This is a genomic window from Streptomyces sp. NPDC002076 (genome assembly GCF_053593835.1).
Map to the genome: position 1 here is coordinate 13,263 of NZ_JBSFDI010000046.1, position 16,219 is coordinate 29,481.

At 68.0% G+C, this 16,219-nt stretch carries 13 protein-coding genes and 3 pseudogenes; 9 read left to right on the plus strand and 7 right to left on the minus strand.

The genetic code is table 11. The features are described 5' to 3' along the window. Positions 1-3: 3 nt before the first annotated feature. Positions 4-1,443 carry a MocR-like pyridoxine biosynthesis transcription factor PdxR gene (gene pdxR, locus ACWCQS_RS44980; protein ID WP_451009867.1) on the minus strand — a complete coding sequence of 480 codons (1,440 nt, stop codon included), beginning with the start codon at positions 1,441-1,443 and terminating at the stop codon, positions 4-6. Positions 1,444-1,760: 317 nt separating this feature from the next. Here pdxR and ACWCQS_RS44985 point away from each other — a divergent pair. Then, positions 1,761-1,949 (plus strand): annotated as a pseudogene (locus ACWCQS_RS44985) (transposase family protein); the annotation flags it as partial. Positions 1,950-2,993: 1,044 nt separating this feature from the next. Here the strand turns inward: ACWCQS_RS44985 and ACWCQS_RS44990 are convergent. Further along, positions 2,994-3,134, minus strand: coding sequence for a hypothetical protein (locus tag ACWCQS_RS44990; RefSeq protein WP_451009881.1), 141 nt, complete (start codon positions 3,132-3,134; stop codon positions 2,994-2,996). Positions 3,135-3,297: 163 nt separating this feature from the next. Next, complete coding sequence (locus ACWCQS_RS44995) at positions 3,298-4,041, minus strand: class I SAM-dependent methyltransferase (RefSeq protein ID WP_451009868.1); 744 nt, start codon at positions 4,039-4,041, stop codon at positions 3,298-3,300. 338 nt (positions 4,042-4,379) lie between these two features. On the opposite strand from ACWCQS_RS44995, the gene ACWCQS_RS45000 reads away from it, so the two are divergent. The 5 genes and pseudogenes from ACWCQS_RS45000 (at position 4,380) to ACWCQS_RS45020 (ending at position 9,421) form a co-directional block, all read left to right on the plus strand. Continuing rightward, positions 4,380-5,153: a hypothetical protein gene (locus tag ACWCQS_RS45000; RefSeq protein WP_451009869.1), complete on the plus strand. Its 774-nt coding sequence runs from the start codon at positions 4,380-4,382 to the stop codon at positions 5,151-5,153. Between the two features lie 12 nt (positions 5,154-5,165). Beyond that, positions 5,166-5,309: pseudogene (locus ACWCQS_RS45005) on the plus strand (helicase associated domain-containing protein); the annotation flags it as partial. A 12-nt stretch (positions 5,310-5,321) separates the two neighbouring features. Then, positions 5,322-5,963 (plus strand): helicase associated domain-containing protein, encoded by a 642-nt coding sequence (locus tag ACWCQS_RS45010; RefSeq protein ID WP_451009879.1) that lies wholly within the window; start codon positions 5,322-5,324, stop codon positions 5,961-5,963. An 11-nt stretch (positions 5,964-5,974) separates the two neighbouring features. After that, positions 5,975-7,399, plus strand: a complete 1,425-nt coding sequence (locus ACWCQS_RS45015; protein ID WP_451009870.1) for a hypothetical protein — start codon at positions 5,975-5,977, stop codon at positions 7,397-7,399. Between the two features lie 330 nt (positions 7,400-7,729). Next, entirely contained in the window at positions 7,730-9,421 is a 1,692-nt protein-coding gene (locus ACWCQS_RS45020) for an ISAzo13 family transposase (RefSeq protein WP_451009871.1), read from the plus strand. A 155-nt stretch (positions 9,422-9,576) separates the two neighbouring features. Here ACWCQS_RS45020 and ACWCQS_RS45025 read toward each other — a convergent pair whose 3' ends face one another. Then, a complete protein-coding gene (locus tag ACWCQS_RS45025) occupies positions 9,577-10,170 on the minus strand; it encodes a TetR/AcrR family transcriptional regulator (RefSeq protein ID WP_451009872.1) in 594 nt (197 codons plus the stop codon). Between the two features lie 234 nt (positions 10,171-10,404). Between ACWCQS_RS45025 and ACWCQS_RS45030 the strand changes: the two genes are divergently transcribed. Further along, positions 10,405-11,550, plus strand: coding sequence for an FAD-dependent oxidoreductase (locus ACWCQS_RS45030; protein ID WP_451009873.1), 1,146 nt, complete (start codon positions 10,405-10,407; stop codon positions 11,548-11,550). Between the two features lie 9 nt (positions 11,551-11,559). Here ACWCQS_RS45030 and ACWCQS_RS45035 read toward each other — a convergent pair. Next, a protein-coding gene (locus tag ACWCQS_RS45035) for an IS5 family transposase (RefSeq protein ID WP_451009880.1) occupies positions 11,560-12,374 on the minus strand; the annotation gives its coding sequence in 2 pieces (ribosomal slippage) (positions 11,560-12,248 and positions 12,248-12,374; 816 coding nt in all). Positions 12,375-12,969: 595 nt separating this feature from the next. Here ACWCQS_RS45035 and ACWCQS_RS45040 point away from each other — a divergent pair. Beyond that, entirely contained in the window at positions 12,970-13,311 is a 342-nt protein-coding gene (locus tag ACWCQS_RS45040) for a hypothetical protein (protein WP_451009874.1), read from the plus strand. Positions 13,312-13,548: 237 nt separating this feature from the next. Here ACWCQS_RS45040 and ACWCQS_RS45045 read toward each other — a convergent pair whose 3' ends face one another. Further along, complete coding sequence (locus tag ACWCQS_RS45045) at positions 13,549-14,460, minus strand: hypothetical protein (RefSeq protein ID WP_451009875.1); 912 nt, start codon at positions 14,458-14,460, stop codon at positions 13,549-13,551. A 79-nt stretch (positions 14,461-14,539) separates the two neighbouring features. Beyond that, positions 14,540-15,487 carry a hypothetical protein gene (locus tag ACWCQS_RS45050; RefSeq protein ID WP_451009876.1) on the minus strand — a complete coding sequence of 316 codons (948 nt, stop codon included), beginning with the start codon at positions 15,485-15,487 and terminating at the stop codon, positions 14,540-14,542. Between the two features lie 563 nt (positions 15,488-16,050). On the opposite strand from ACWCQS_RS45050, the pseudogene ACWCQS_RS45055 reads away from it, so the two are divergent. Further along, positions 16,051-16,219: pseudogene (locus ACWCQS_RS45055) on the plus strand (transposase); the annotation flags it as partial.

Below are 16,219 nucleotides of genomic sequence, written 5' to 3' on the forward strand. Positions count from 1 at the left end.
CTTCTAGGGCAGCACCCTGCACAGTGCGTCCAGTGCGCCTGCCCACGCGCTGTCCGAGGGCGCCGCGTAGTTGACCACCAGGGCGTCCCGTTCGGGCAACTGCCATCCGCAGTCCGCCACTTCGTAGCGGAACTGCGTCAACCCCCTGATCGCCAGACCTTGCCGGGCCGCGGCCTGGACCACCGAGCTTTCCGTTCCACGCGGGAGTTCGAGGACGGTCTGCAGTCCTGCAGCCATCCCGGTCACACGAATGCCGGGGGCCCTCTGGCGCAGGACCTCGACCAGCTGATCGCGGCGACGCCGGTAGCGCAGCCGCATCGAGCGCACATGACGGTCGTACGCGCCCGAGGCGATGAATTCCGCCAGCGTCAGCTGCTCCAGGGCGCTCGTCATGTAGTCGCCGTGCCCTTTGGCCGCCACGATCTCCGGGATGAGTTCCTCCGGCAGCACCATCCATCCGAGCCGTACCCCCGGCGCCAGGGACTTGCTCACGGAACCGAAGTACACCACCCGCTCCGGATCGAGGCCTTGCAGGGCCCCCACCGGCTGACGGTCGTATCGGAACTCCCCGTCATAGTCGTCCTCCAGGATCAGGCCGCCCGTGGCACGTGCCCACTCGACGGCCGCCGTGCGCCGGTCCGGGCAGAGCGCGACCCCCGTCGGGTACTGGTGCGCCGGGGTCATCAGCACCGCCCCCACTTCGCGCAGTCGCGCGAGGTCGTCGATGCGTGCGCCATGGTCGTCGACGTAGAGGGGCGGGGCGTGCAGACCGGCGTTCGCCAGCAGGTCGCGAAACAGGTCGAGGCCGTAGGCCTCGACTGCCACCCCTGGCACCCGCCGTACCCTGAGCGCCTGCGCCATCAGCGCCAGACCGTGGTGGAAACCGGAACAGATGACGATCCCATCCGGCTCGGCGTACACCCCGCGGGCCCGCGCCAGATAGTCCGCGAGTGCGGTGCGTAGCTCCATCCGGCCACGGGCGTCGCCGTAGCCGAAGGCGTCGTGCGGCGCGGCGGTCAAAGCCCGGCGGGCCACGGTGAGCCACTGCGAGCGCGGAAAGGTCGCGAGGTCCGGTGCACCGGTCCACAGGCCATACCGGAGACGGGGCTCGTCCGGCGTCGCGCGAGGAGCGTCGGGCGCGGCCCTGTGCGGCTCGACCCGGGTGGCCACCCGGGTCCCGGAGCCCTGCTGGGCGGTGAGCCAGCCCTCAGCGACCAGCTCGGCGTAGGCCTCGACCACGGTGTTACGCGAGACGCCGAGATCCGCGGCGAGTGAGCGAGAGGCCGGCAGCCGACTGCCGGGCGCCAGACGCCCCGTGCGCACGGCCTCCCTCAAGGCGTCCGTGAGCCCTGCGCGCAGCCCGGGTCCGCGCAGCTCCAGATGCAGGTCGGCACCGATCGCGGGGGACGGACCCGCCGCGGAATTGGACCGGGAATCCGCCATGTAAATAGACCATACTCCCATACCATCGGTTGGCCAGTCGTCCCATTGCGCACACCACCGCGTCCTCCGTCGGGGCGGTGGGTCGGCCGGCTGGTGCGCAGACGGAAGGCGTTCACGGTAGGGCGCGGCACGGGCGTGGTGGTCGGCGTGAGAATGACATGGCCCTTCGTCACTCATGCCAGCAACGAGTGAGCACCACCCGCCAGTGTCAATGACCAGGTCACCACACCTGCGCCACCGACGCCCGGACGACGAGGTTCAACCGATACTCCCCCGCAGACCATCGGTCTTTCGGGGCGGCGGGCGCGAGCTGCTCGAGGTGCCGGACTCGGTCGTCGCGGGTGCACGGTCGGTACACCAGGTGGCTTCGCGACGTAGCCCTCGGTGGTGCCGAGGTCGCCATCGTGGTGATGGTCCGCCGCTTCGAGTGCGTCAACGCCGGGCGTCCGGTGATCACGTTCGCCGAGCAGATCGCGGGCCTGACTAGGGTGCGTATCGAGTCGTGATCAAGCGGTCGGCAAATACCTGAGGGGGCGTCACTTCCGGCTGTCGGACGGCAAGGCGTACGCCGTCTCACACGAGCCAGCCTCCTCGCAATCGAACATCGTGGTAACACTCCGCGACCGCTCCCCAAGATCTGTGCCAGAACCGAGAAATGACGTCACGCGGATTGCCAAGTGGTTCGGCCGGCTGCTCCGTCGTGGCATCCAGAAGACCCGGTCCGGTTTGACGCCGCGGAAGCGTCAAACCGGACCGGGTCAGCCCTCAGGGCTTCGGCGTAGTCACAGAATGTCCGGTTCGTGATCGTGCGACGACGCCGAAGCCCTGCCACGTGCGGGCTTGGTCCAGGCTGCCATTGATGAGTCGCATCCGGACCGGTACAAGTGACGAGTGACAGAACCTCTTGCTCCTCGCCCGGATGGCCGCGTCGCGTCGAAGCCGGGACGGTGGACCCAGCAGTCAGCGGGTGCGACGTTCGCCGCCGTCGCAGCATTCCTCATCACTCGTGACGTCACGTTCGGGTTCTTCAGGCAGACGCTGCCCGACTGGGCGTACACCGCTACGGTCCTCGCGGGACTTGCTGTGTCGGCTGCCGCCTACGCCCTTGCGGTGTTGTGGCTCAGGCGATTGCCCTAGCAGGGCGGCTCACGGCAGGCTTCAGCATTGCTGCACGGGCGTCGAGTTCGTGGCAATCCGCCGACTTGGCGGTCATCCGGGAGTTGACAGGCACGGGCTCCCAAGATCATGGAGTTCTCCACGCCCCGTGATCCAACTGGAAATCCGTGCCTGCCGACGCATCACCTCTGATCCCGCCCGCCCTTGACCAACGGCGTGAGAATCCGCAGGCCGGACCCGAGGAGGTCCCGGGCTTGCTGCAGCGGCTGGCCGGGGTGCCGGACCCGCGTCCGCCACCGTGAACAGCCTCCTCTTCCCCGGAACCCGCCAGGCCGTCCAGATCAAGCGCTGGCGCACCGACCGAAAGACCGGCAACACCACCGTCAAGACGGTCTACGTCCTCACCAGCCTGACCGCCAAGAGGTCACCGCGCCTCAGCTCGCCGAACTCGTCCGCAGCCACTGGAAGATCGAGGCCCTGTGCCACGTCCGCGACACCACCTTCGCCGAGGACGCCTCCCAGCTGCGGACCGGCAACGCGCCCCGCGCGATGGCCACCTGGCGCGACCTCGCCATCGGAGCCCTCCGCATGGCCGGAGTGAAGAACGTCGCGGCCGGCCTCCGCCGTAACGCCCGCGACCCTCGCCGGCCCCTCGCACTCCTCGGCCTCGGGTGATCACGAACCGGGCGCCACGCGACCACGCCGAAGCCCTGGGTCAGCCCTCTGTGCATTTCGGCGTCAGCAGCGAGCAACGGCCAAGCTGACGACGTAGCGCTCCTCGACCGTCCCGTTCGGGAAGACGCCGGTCAGGAGGTCATGCTCCGCAGCCAAGAAGGCCTTGGTGGCCTTCTCTCCGAGGACCAGGAAGTCGGAGTAGCTGGCGAGGTTCGCAAGGTGTGTATCGAGCGGGACGCGCCGAGCCCAGGACACCTGGCGGGTAGTGAAACTGAGTGCGGGTGGCAGGCCGCGGAACCGGGCCATCGGATCGGGTTCGCTGACGTCGGCATCGAAGAGGCGGCGAAGGCGGGCGTCCTGGTCAGCTATCCATGCGACCGTGCTGTCCGAGTCGTTCCACCAGAGGGCGAGTGCACCGCCGGGGCGAAGTACTCGCAGTGCTTCCGGGACGGATTTGCGCTGGTCGGTCCAGTGCCAGGCTTGGGCATAGGCGAGGATGTCCACGGACTCGGAGGCAAGCGGCAGGTTGTTGCCGTCCCCAAGCACGAGAGGGACCTCGGGCAGTCGGAGGCGGAACTGCGAAGCCATTCCGGGACCCGGTTCCACGGCGATGACGTGTGCACCACGGGCATGAAGGAGAGCGGTCGCCAGTCCGGTGCCAGCACCGATGTCCGCGACGCGGGCGCCATTTAAGGGGCGGTTGGCGAGTTCTTCGAGTGCGTTGAGCAGAGCAGACGGATAGGATGGGCGGTTTGCGGCGTAGCTGGCGGCGGCCTTGTCGAAGGAACGGGCCTGAGAGGTTGTCATGCGATCATCCTCGTTGGCCGAAGGTGCCTGACGCAGTGCTTTACTGCCGTGTCCGGTGATGGCGATTCTTGAAATCGACCAGCGTGGATCTTGTTCCGCAGCTGATTCGGGTAGCAAGGATCTGAGGGCGTGGCGGATCGCTCGGGTTGCAGATCTTGATCGTCTTGGGCTTGCAGCCGGCGTCCTTCGATGAGCGGGCCCGCGCGGACCGGGGATGGGCACGGTGGCGGGTGGGAGCTCAGGCATGGGGGCCGGTGTGTTTCGGCTGTCGGCTGTGTGCCGCCCGGCGCAGCAGCCGGGTGCAGCGGGTATGGCGGTACGGGCAACGGTGGAATCGGGTGCGTTCCCGGCACGGGCGGTGGCTGCTAGATGTCGGCGATGGCCACGACCTGGAGTATCTGGACGTGAGCGGGTGCCAGGAGCTTGCTGCCGCCCAGGCCCGGTGGCCGCGGACGGCCCGGCGGGCGGTGTGCACGGGCGCGGAGCCGGGGGCTGTTTTCGCGGTGGCGCGGGCGGTGGTGTGCGGGTGGTGGCAGCAGGAAGCGTTCTGGCAGCGGGAGCAGGTGTGGGATCAGCGCCTTGAGCGGGTAATCCTCGACACCAGCCGCAGAAACGAGGCGGCGTCGCAGTGGCCGACCGCGTGGTGGCGGCTGGTCGCGCGGGACGCGGTTGTCTTCCCCGAGGTGGTGGCGGTGGCGGCCGCATTGGTGGATCCAGCCCTGCAGCTGCTGGTGACGGATGAACGGCCGCTTGTCCGCCGGTCCCGGCACCATGGCCGTTTCGTGACCGCGCTCGGAGACCGGCTGGCGCGCGGCTGGCTGGGAGAGGTGGAGCGGCCGGAGAGGCCGAGCGCCCTGCAGGCATGGATGAGGGGGGCGGAACGCGAGCTGCGCTCACCGTCGCCGTCCGGTTCGGCAACCAGGAAGATGTGGCGGGTGCAGGCGGCCCACCAGCCTGCCGAAGTGGGGGCGGGACTGCGACTGTTGGCTACCACTCCCCCGGTCACCGTCCGGCGGCACGCCGGGTCGACGGGGTGGCGGGCCGAGTTGTGGGTGCCTCGACGGGTGGGGCAGGGCGCCGGGTTGAAGGCTTTATCCCAGGAGCGGTTCTAGGAGGGCCTTGGTCACGCGCGCAGGTATGTGGCCCGACACGGCCACCTGGCCGCCCCGCACGCTGGCGCCCCGCAGGATGGGTTCGACCTGGGCCGATGGCTGGCGAATCTGCGCGCCGCTTCTGCCGGGTTGCCGCCTGAGTACGTGCGGGTGCTGGCGGAACTGGACGTGTGGTGGAATCCGCCCTGGCCGATCAGCTGGCAGCGGGCCTGGCACCGGGCCCGTGCTCACACCCTCGCCCACGGCCCCGTCAGCGGTGGTGACAATCTGGCGGGGCTGCCGCGCTGGCTTGAGCGGTGGCTGAGCCGCCAGATCGCCGAGTACTCACAGCTGGCCGCGGACCAACAGCAACTGCTCTCCCAGCTCGGCCTCACACCCGCCGAGATCGACCGCTTCCGCGCCTGGCCCGCGCAACGCCGCAGCGTGATGCACGGCCTGGAGATTGCTCACGACTACGCGGCCCGACACGGCCACCTGGCCGTCTCACAGCCCACCACCCACGACGGGTTCGCCCTGGGCAAGTGGATCAACCAAGTGCGCCACCGCCAGCGCCCCGCCACCCAGCCCACGCGTCTCGGCCGGCAGCTCACGGCTCTGGACACCTGGTGGAACCCACCCTGGCCGATCAGCTGGCAGCGTTCCTACTGGGCCGCCCGCCACCACCTCCACTGCCTGCCCTCGGGCATCGTGTGGTGGCCCGGCGCGCCACACGAAGACCAGGCCCGGCAGTGGCTGCACACACAGCGGGAGTCATGGCAACTCCTACAGCCCGGGCAACAGGAGCTGCTGAACAGTCTGGCAGTGGCCTAGGGGCATCTCGCATGCCCATCACGAAGATCCCCGACTTCACAGCTGGGCAGGTACGGGACCATGAACGATTCGTCGACGCCCTGATTCAGGCGTTCGGCCAGACACCCGGAAGCCCCTCGAACGTTTCCCGGCAAGCGTCCACGATCCGTCCAAGCAGGCGCGCGCTGCACGCGCCGCGGAATATTAGTTGGCCGGCAGCACCGGGCAAGGACAATGGGCGCATGACGTCTGCTCAGGGAAACGCACCCGACTGGGACACGCTGATCGCTGACGTGTGCACGGGAGCTGGGTCGCGGGCCCGACACCAGGTCGGCGCGTGGGCACTCGAGCGGATCCGCACGGCGCTGGGCGAAGACTGGCCCCAGCGCTGGCACTCCCAAAACGGCAGCCTTCCCCCGTTCCTGCGTGACGCTTCCACGCATGCGTTTGCGTATGCCCAGCTGATCGAGACCGCTCTACGACTGCACGTCCTGCCCGACGTTCTGCGGTTCAAGAGGCTCCTCAAGGACTGGAGGCGCCATCTTGAGCCCATCCGCCAACTGCACGTCGCTCTGCAACTGGAAGTCGCCGTGCTCGCCCGAGCCACAGGCGGTAGCGTCGAGTTCGAGACACCCACCAAGCTCCCTACGACCACACGCCCCGCCGATGTCGTCCTTGCCCACGGTGAGGACCGGATCATCACCGAGGTCTTCAGCGTCTACAGCGACCTCAGCACCGCCGGGGCCATGTCCTACGACATCAACCTGGGCAGACGACTACACCTGGCCACACTCATGCACGACGTCGTGGTCAGTGGCCATTGGGATGTTCGGCTTGACGGCGAGGAAACCGATCGGCTCATAGACGAGGTCCAACAGGCGTGCGCCCGCGTGGCCACCGGCGGGCCCGCCGAGACCGTCACGCGTCCCGGTATCGAACTGCGCCTCGCACCCGGCCCGCGCCCCGAGGGCGAGGTCGTGTTGGAAGGCCCCGAGACGCGGGCCGCGGGCTGGCGCCGCGCACGCCAGTTGATCCGCGACAAAGCGCACGACTGGCAAGGCTCCCCGCTGCCGGTGTGGCTGCGGTTCGATCTGCTGGACGGCACCGGACTGCTCAGCGATTGGGCGACCAAGCCCCTCGACCGGAAGACCGACTGGATCGCGGCACTGCTCACGGAAGCCCTACACGACACACAGACCGCAGGCGTCGTCATGAGCTGCGGGCAAGAGCTGTGGCCCGGGGCCGACGAAGAGACCTACGTTGGGCCCAACGGCCTTACGGGGCTGCGCCGGCATCTGGACGACGTCCGGGTACGGGAGATATTCATCGTGCCGCTCTCCCACACCGGTGCACAGCAGACGGCCCTATGGCAGCGCATGTACGAGGCCGAACCGGGCTGGACCGATCTTGCCCTGCAGTCCGCGGACCTGCCTGCGCTCTCCGAGACACGCTTGTAGAAGCCGCCCACGGTCTTGTACCAGCGCTCCTCCTCCCCGGCCAACGGGCCCACACCGATCACTGCGTGTGTAACCGTCACCAGGCGCAAGGCAGTCTGACGGCGGCATTGGTCACCGCGTCCACTGCGGCCCCCAATCGGCTTCCAGAATGTCAACGGCCAGTTCGTTCTACTGACCGCCGTCACCAGTACCTGCGTGAGGCCCAGGACCGCCGGCGAAGTCGCCCGGCTCGGATCCGGGGGCTCCTTGCTGGCGAGTTGACCCCTCGGACGCTAAGGACGTGCAGATCTTTAACTCGTAGCTTTCTGCTTGGTGGTTCGTTGGTCTGGCATGAGCGGGTTGGATAGGCAACGGACCACGCTGGCAGCCAAGTTCGAGGCGATTTTGCCGCACCTCGACGAGCGGCAGCGTCGCCTGCTGATAGGGGCGGAGGCCCAGTCCCTCGGCCACGGTGGGATCAGAGCGGTCGCTCGTGCCGCCGGTGTCCGTGAGGCCACTGTGTCTGCCGGAGTGCGGGAACTCGAGTCCGGAGAGGCGCCGTTGGGCCGTGTCCGTCGGCCTGGCGCCGGCCGTAAACGCGTCGTCGACCTGAACCCAGCCGTTCGGGAGGCACTCCTCACGCTGGTCGAGCCCGACGTCCGCGGAGATCCCATGTCGCCGCTGCGCTGGACCACCAAATCCACCCGCAAGCTGGCCGAGCAGCTGATCCGGCAGGGCCACAGGATCTCCGCGGACACGGTGGGCGACCTGCTGCGCGAGGAGGGCTTCAGCCTGCAGAGCAATGCCAAGACGCTGGAAGGCAAGCAGCACCCCGACCGGGACGCACAGTTCCACTACCTCAACGAGCAGGCCCGCGACCACCAGGACGGCGGTGCTCCGGTGATCAGTGTGGACACGAAGAAGAAGGAGCTGGTCGGCCCGTTCAAGAACAACGGCCGTGAATGGGAGCCGAGAGGCGAGCCGGTGCGGGTCGATACCCACGCCTTCCCCGACCGCGTGCTGGGCAGGGCGGTGCCCTACGGCATCTACGACGTCGCGGCGAACACCGGCTGGGTCAACGTCGGCACCGACCATGACACCGCCGCGTTCGCCGTCGAGTCGATCCGCCGTTGGTGGAACGGAGTCGGGCGGGCCACGTACCCGGCGGCCGGCCGGCTGCTGATCACCGCCGATGCCGGCGGCTCCAACGGGTATCGCACCCGCACGTGGAAGACCGAACTCGCCCGGTTCGCCGCTGAGTCCGGCCTCACGATCACCGTCTGCCACCTGCCTCCCGGGACTTCGAAGTGGAACCGGATCGAGCACCGGCTGTTCTCCCACATCACCATGAACTGGCGCGGCAGGCCCCTGACCAGCCACGAAGTAATCGTCGAGAGCATCGCGGCGACCACCACCAAGACCGGTCTGACCGTGCACGCGGAACTCGACACCAACCCGTACCCCACCGGCATCCAGGTCAGCGACGACGAGATCGCCTCCCTGCCGATCACCCGCCACCGCTTCCACGGCGACTGGAACTACACCCTCCACCCCCAGCATCCGCTGGACGCGGCCACGACCGACAGCACGTCGGACCAGGCCCCGGCGGGCAGACCGCCTCGCCTCACGCGGCGTTCGCTGCAGGACCCGGAACTCACCGGGATGAGCCGCAAGCAGCTCAGCGAGCTCATCGACGCGCTGACTCCAGCGCTGGAGGTCCAACGCGAGCAAGTGCTCCGCACACGCCGCGGTCACGAGCGCCTGGTGGCCCCAGGCACAGGTGCCAAAGCCAAACTCACCCCACCCGACAGGATCCTGGTCACCGTGCTCCACCTGCGCAAACTCGCGACCATGGACCTCCTCGGCCAACTCTTCGGCGTCACCGCCATGACCATCAGCCGCGCGAAACAGGAGGTCCGCCCGCTCCTGGAAGCACACGGCCACCACATCAACGCTTCTACCGCCCGCCTCCGCACACCAGCCGACGTCGCGACGTTCCTCGCTCCCGACTCCACCCACACCAAGGTCAAAACGACGAGTTAAAGATCTGCACGCCCTAAGGACTGGGATCAGAATGAGGTGCTTGCCGCTCAGGGGTGACGGGATGTCAGTTCTCGTTGTCAGGCAGGGGGTGGGCGCGACCGAAACGCGCAAGCCGAGGCTGGTCGAGAGCGGGCTCAGGAAACAGCCCAGGGGCTCTACGGCGCGGGCGACTTGATAGGCGGCTCCCAGCCGTGGGTGAGGATGTCGAAGAGTGCCCCGACGGCGGCTCGACGGTCCTGCCGGCCGCGAGCGAGGACCGGGATCTCGAGCACGAATCGAGCAAGAGCCACACATGCGAGGTTGTCGTGCTCCACGCCAAATTCGTCGGCGATGGCTGCGCCGAGACTGTCGGTGTACCGGGTCCACATGCGTTCGGCGTACGCGAGCAGCACCGGTGTGGAGTTCACCAGGTTGGTGAACTCGGCAGCCTGAGGATGTGCCCCGATCGCTGGCCAGGTGTCCAGCACGTGCTGTCGGAGGGCATCGAGGACGCTCTGCCCAGAGGGCCGCTGCCGCACCGCAGCGATCAATTGTGACTCTCGGTCTTCGTCCTGGTCGAAGACCAGCGCCTCCTTGCCGCTGAAGTGCTTGAACACTGTAGCGGTCGACACGTCGGCGGCGTCGGCAATGTCACGGATGCTCACCTGATCGTAGCCGCGCTCCAAGAAGAGTTGCAGTGCGGCGTCGGCGATCGCCTGCCGGGTGGCCGCCTTCTTGCGGTCGCGGCGGCTGACAGAGGGCACGGTCATGGTTAAAGCGTACCCGACAGTCAAATCAATCGCTAAGTAGAGTCGTTGTACTTTTTTACTTGCTCTGATTTTATGGACACTGTGCGTACCTGACCGGCACATCGTCGTCGGCCTCGTCATCGTCTGCACCGCGCCGACCTGTTCATCGGGGAGGCCCCCTGCGTGGCACCTCCGGTGCCGAGGTCGACAACGCCCGGCCTGCTCGCCCCTCTTCGCCGACTGAAAGGGAAAACCATGAACTCCCCAGAACCCGCCCGGGCCCGCATCAGCATCATCGGTGCCGGCCCCGGCGGACTGACCTGCGCCCGCATCCTCCAGCAGCACGGCATAGCGGTCACCGTCTACGACCGCGACCGGGGCCCCGACGCCCGCAACCAGGGCGGCACCCTCGACCTGCACGCCGACAACGGCCAGATCGCCCTGCGCGAAGCCGGCCTGCTCGACGAGTTCTTCAAGCTCGCCCGCCCCGAAGGGCAGGAAATGCGCCAGATGGACCCGACCGGCACGATCACGTCCCATCAAGTCCCCGAGATCGATGAACTCTTCAAGCCGGAAATCGACCGCGGACAGCTACGCAACCTGCTGCTCGACTCCCTGCAACCGGGAACCGTGCACTGGGGCCACGCCCTCGACACGATCAGCGGACCCGACGACGGGCCGCGGCAATTGCACTTCACCGACGGCACGACCATCCAGACCGATCTGGTCATCGGCGCCGACGGCGCCTCCTCCCGGGTACGCCCGGTCCTGTCCCCCGCCACCCCCGAGTACACCGGGGTGAGCTTCCTGGAAGCATGGTTCTCAGACGTCGAGAACCGGCACCCGGGCATCGCCGACCTGGTCGGCCAGGGCAGCGCCCACGCAGCCGACGGCGAGCGCGGCCTGTTCGCCCAGCGCAACAGCGGAAACCACATCCGCGTCTACATCATCCGACGAGTCCCGGTCGACTGGATCAGCACCAGCGGCCTGACCGTCGAGGACACCGACGGCATCCGCGCCCTGCTCCTCGGCGAGTACGCCCACTGGTCGCCCCGCATGCGCCGGATGATCACCGAAAACGACGGCCCCTACATCGACCGCCCGATCTTCGCCCTCCCTGTCCCGCACACTTGGGAACACAACCCGACGGTGACCCTGCTCGGCGACGCCGCCCACCTCATGCCCCCGCTCGGCGTCGGCGTCAACCTCGCCATGCTCGACGCCAGCGAAATCGCCCTCGCTCTCGCGAACGCCGCCACCATCGACGACGCGATCCGCACCTACGAGAAGACCATGCTCCCCCGCTCCACCGAGACGGCCAAGGCCCTCGAAGGCGGCGCCGAGCACCTGCTGTCCGCAGGCGTACCCGACTTCGGCAGCGACAACGACGCCCAGCCCTGAGAACTGGGATCAGACTGAGGTCTTCAGCCGTCGCCAGCAGATGATGGCGCAGCCGAGGGTGACGAGGGCTTGGTGAATGTCGTCGCGGATCTCCCAGCGGATGCGAAGGCGCCGGAACCAGTGCAGCAACGCGATGGCGCCCTCTACGACCCAACGGTGGACTCCGAGGCCGGAGCCGTGTTCGGCGCCGCATCGGGCGATAACCGGGGTGATTTCGAACCGGCGGACCTTGTCGCGGTAGACGTCGTGGTCGTAGCCGCGGTCGGGGTAGACCCGGCGGGGGCGGCGCAGGGGTCGGCCGCTCCTGCCACGAATCGGCGGAACGGCCTGGACCAGCGGGATTAGCTGTGTGACATCGTTACGGTTTCCACCGGTCAGGGACACCGCCAGAGGGATTCCGTGCGCCTCGACAATCACATGGTGCTTACTGCCGGTCTTGCCCCGGTCCACCGGGGAGCGTCCGGTGGCCGGCCCGCCCTTCATCGCGCGCACGTGCGAAGAGTCGACGGCAGCCCGGGAGAAGTCCAACATCCCGGCCCACCGCAGCTCAGCCAGCAGCAGCTCGTGCAGGCGCTGCCACACCCCGGCCTCGTTCCAGTCCCGCAGCCGCCGCCAGCAGGTCATCCCCGATCCGGGGCCGAGCTCCTGCGGCAGGTGCCGCCACGGGATGCCGGTGTACAGCACGAACAGGATCCCAGCACCCGACGGTCATCGATCCGCCGACGTCCCGGATACCGGAAACGCCGCTCGACCACCGGCAGCAGCGGCTCGATCCGCTCCCACAGACCGTCCTCGACCAGCCACGGCTTGCCCCCACCACGCACCTCGGCCGGACCCACCCCCTTGTCCAGCAGGTACCAACGCGAACTGACAGCCCGTCATTCCCGAGCAGCGAACACCTCATTCTGATCCCAGTCCTAAGGCCAGCTGTGCGCCCGCCGGAGGCAGAGAACGGTCTGGTCGAGGTGGGGCTTGCCTGACGAGGCGGTGCGTGCAGCGGCGAGGCCCGTAGGCTGGCATGGTCGTTACGGCTCTTCCAGCCCTGGTTCAGGGTCAGCCCCGAGTGCGGGGAGCTGGTCCATGGCATCCAGCACGGGACTGTGGTGATGGTCTTTGTCTCTGACGCGTCGGAGGATTTCAAAGATGTGGCGCGCTCCGGCGTGGGCTGTCGTGCCGGGGTGGCGGATCTGATCCTTGTGATCTTCAATCCAGGAGGTGCGTGGCCGGGATCACGGCTCGTTGGGAAGCCACACCCGATCAGCGGACCCGCCGTGGCGAGGCCGGCAAACGCTGCCCGGTGTGCTCCCCGCCGCGCAAGAGCCGCACCAAGCGCCCGCCCGCTGCCACCCCAGCCGCGCGGTCAGCGCGCCGGCCAGGCGCAGCGGCTGTGCAGCCGCAGAGCCAGCGCACAGAGGGAAAATGGACAACGTGCACGACGACCCCAGGTCCATCGCATCGTTGCTGCGAGCGAGGTACAAGCGACGCCTGCCCTCCAGCCTCGACGAGCTGACCGGACCCGAGCACGGGATGGTGGAGCTGCCGCTGCACATCGCATGGTCCGGACTGCGCATCCTCGATCTGGACCTGCCACGCCAGCGCATGAGCGTGTACAGAACAGTGCTCGCCGAAGGCATGCGCGACGACCTATGCCGCTTCCTCAACAAGGGCATCCTGCTTGAGCTGTGGCCAGTGCTCCGCAAGCTCATCAGCACGGCCATCAAGGACGTCTGGGAAGAAGCGTTCCCCGAGCTGCAACCGTGATCAACTTCCCGCGCGCTCCCCAGCACCGCCGCCACAATAGGCGTTCTCACCGCATCTGCGGCAGTCTCACCCAACCTGCAGGACCGCAGGTCAAACGGCCCGCACAGGGTCCAGAATCCATCGCAATCCATCTGCGGCGCCGCAGGTCAGCGGCATGCAGTCACCGCAAGAGCAGTGAGACATCACAGCCTGGGCGCGGGCGGCGGCCGCGAGTACATAGTTGACCACAGCAGCCCCCTACTGCCCCAGACGCAGTTCGAAGTAGCGGTCCGCTCGTGCCGCCCAGTCCATGTTCGTGCGGTCGTCCTGGCGGGCCGCTAGCGTGAAGATGCCGTAGGCGGCACGCAGCCGGGCCTGGTGTTCGTTCTCGATGTGTCGAGCGGCAAGGGCACGTACCTGTCCGCGGCGCATCGGCCGGTTCAGCTCGCGCACCACGGCGGGCGGCAGCGCAGGATTGGCCGCGAGGACCTCGTCCATGCCCAGGCCGAGGAGCACAGCGAGCTTCTCGGCCTGGTCGGCCGTGAGGGGATATTGTCCGCGCCATACCGAGAGCGCCTGGGCGGGCGGCAGCTGCAGCTGAGACGCCAGCTGTTGCGCGTTGACACCGCGCTTTTGCAGCAGCTGTGGCAGGGCACCGGATCCTTGCGACGCCCACCGTGCGGCGCTCAGCCTGGCCAGGGTGTCGGCCAGGACGCCTCGATACTCCGCTGCCGCCGCGGCCGGTGACGGGGCCGGGCTTCCCCACCGTGCTCCGGGCGGCACATCGTGCGGGAGAGCCGGGTCCGCGGAGGCGGGCAGCGGCACAGTCAGCTGGCTGACCTGGCGGTCCAGCACATGCCAAGGCAGCGCCTGTTTCAACGCCCACCACAGGGCCAGCGGCTGCTCAAGGGTCGAGGCTCCGGCAGGCAGCAGCAGCGTGTGTGCGTCGGCGTAGCGTTCCAAGGAGAGCGGAACGGCCTGCACCGTGTCGCATCCGACCTCCGTGATCACCAGCAGCTGGACGGCGTACTCCCACACCGCTCGCCAGATCTGGCCGGGTTCAGGATCCCGCGGCGGCACGGTGGCGGCCTCCCGGACGGCATCCGGGACCTTCAGCCTGGCCGCGGCGACCGCCAGTCGTTCGTAGGCGCTGCTCTGGGCAGGGTTCATCCTGTCTCCCCCCTCTCCTCGGCTGTGATCCATCAGCGCATTCTCTTCTCACTGGATACGGACGACGTCACAGGGGCGGTCAAGGAGGCGGATCCGCGCAGCGCCGAAGCAGGGCGCCCATGACCGCCGCTCGGTCGCCGTCCTGGGACAGGGCCAACAGCAGCTTTGCCTTCAGACCTGCCAGAATGGCCCCGGCCTGCTCTTGTCCGATCTCCAGCAGCTGCGCGGCGTGATGAGCGTCCTCGTCCAGGTAGGGCAGCAGCAGGCGCTCGTTGGCGGTCAGCCGATGCCAGATGTCCTCGGCGACACCGCCAGCGCCCGTAGGGTCGGGCTGCGTCGTCCTGCCCGACTCGACCGGATCAGCAGGCGCCCCCTCGTCGGCGTAGAGGGAGGTGAAGCGGGCCGGCGCCAGAAGCTCGAACCGGGACTCGAGGGCCTTGGCTAGGTCCTCCTCCCGCACCGCCCCCTGGGCGTGCCGCAGGACCTGCACGAGGACGGTCATCAGGGCCTGCAACGTCTGTCGAGGTGTCGGCCCAGAATGATTCCAGCGCGTGATACCAACCCCGTCCACGCGCCAGGCTTCGGCGATGAGATCGTCGAGATCGCCCTGCCACGCCGCTTCCGCGGGATGCTCGCTCAGCGCCCACCGCGGCGAAGACCACGGCACCCGGCGGAAGGAGGCGTCTTCGCCCATCAGGCGGGCGATGCGGCGCCGCAGCTTGCCTCGCGGGGTCTTCTTCGCCTCATCGATGAGGAAGTTCTTGATCGAGGCAAGGTACAGCCGCTCCAGCGAGGCGTCATCGATGGCCAGCACGAAGCAACTGGTCACGAACTGCTGCCCCGCACCCTCACGGGTCAGCATGGCCGTGATCACGTCGTAGGCCGCGTCATCGCTCCACTCCACGTACCCCTCGGGCGGGGGAAACCCCGCCGAACGGCGCACCTGATGAACCAGACGCCGCAGCAGCTCGAACGTCTCCGGTCCCAACTGGCCCGTCTGAGACAGCTCTTCGAGCGCTCCACCCATCACCAGCCCCCGACCCGCTTGGACCGCGTGAACCAGGCTTTCTGCCTGCATACACCCGTCGCCCGAGCCGCACCAGGCAACACGCACACGTCCGAGCCGGTCGAAGGCAAGCCGACGCCACTCCGTCGCAAGCGGACACCCCTGGCCGCTACCGGAATTCTCAATGCATCTGCGGGATTCTCATCAAGCTGGCGGTACTACAGGTCAAGGCCCTGATCAGTACGGAAGAAGCACACCGAGGCATCTCTCAGCCATCTGCAGCCTCGCAGGTCAAAGCGATCCCTCTACCGCAACAAGAGTGAGAAATTCACACTCGGCAGCACAGCACCCCGGCCGGCCCTTACCTCCTGATCCACCCCACGATCACACCGGTCTCCCCCACCCCACCGCATCAGAACTCACGAACCTGAGACAGCATCACCCACCATCAGATAAAGCCCCACGACAGCGACCCCACCCATCAAACTCTCGCCTCATAACAGTGCCGATACCGCCCCAACACCCCACTGACCAGCACCAAAACACCAACCACCAGCCCACCAACACCGACTCTCACCACCACCGACCCCAAGCCAAGAGACCGCACCAAGGACGTCGGACACCGGGAGAAGTGGCGTCTGGCACTGGACGCCCTGGACGAACTGGCCACCTGGCAGCTGGTGCCGCCGCTCGTGGTGGCGGACGCCGGCTACGGCCAGAACGCGGACTTCCGCGCCGCCCTGGCCGAGCGGG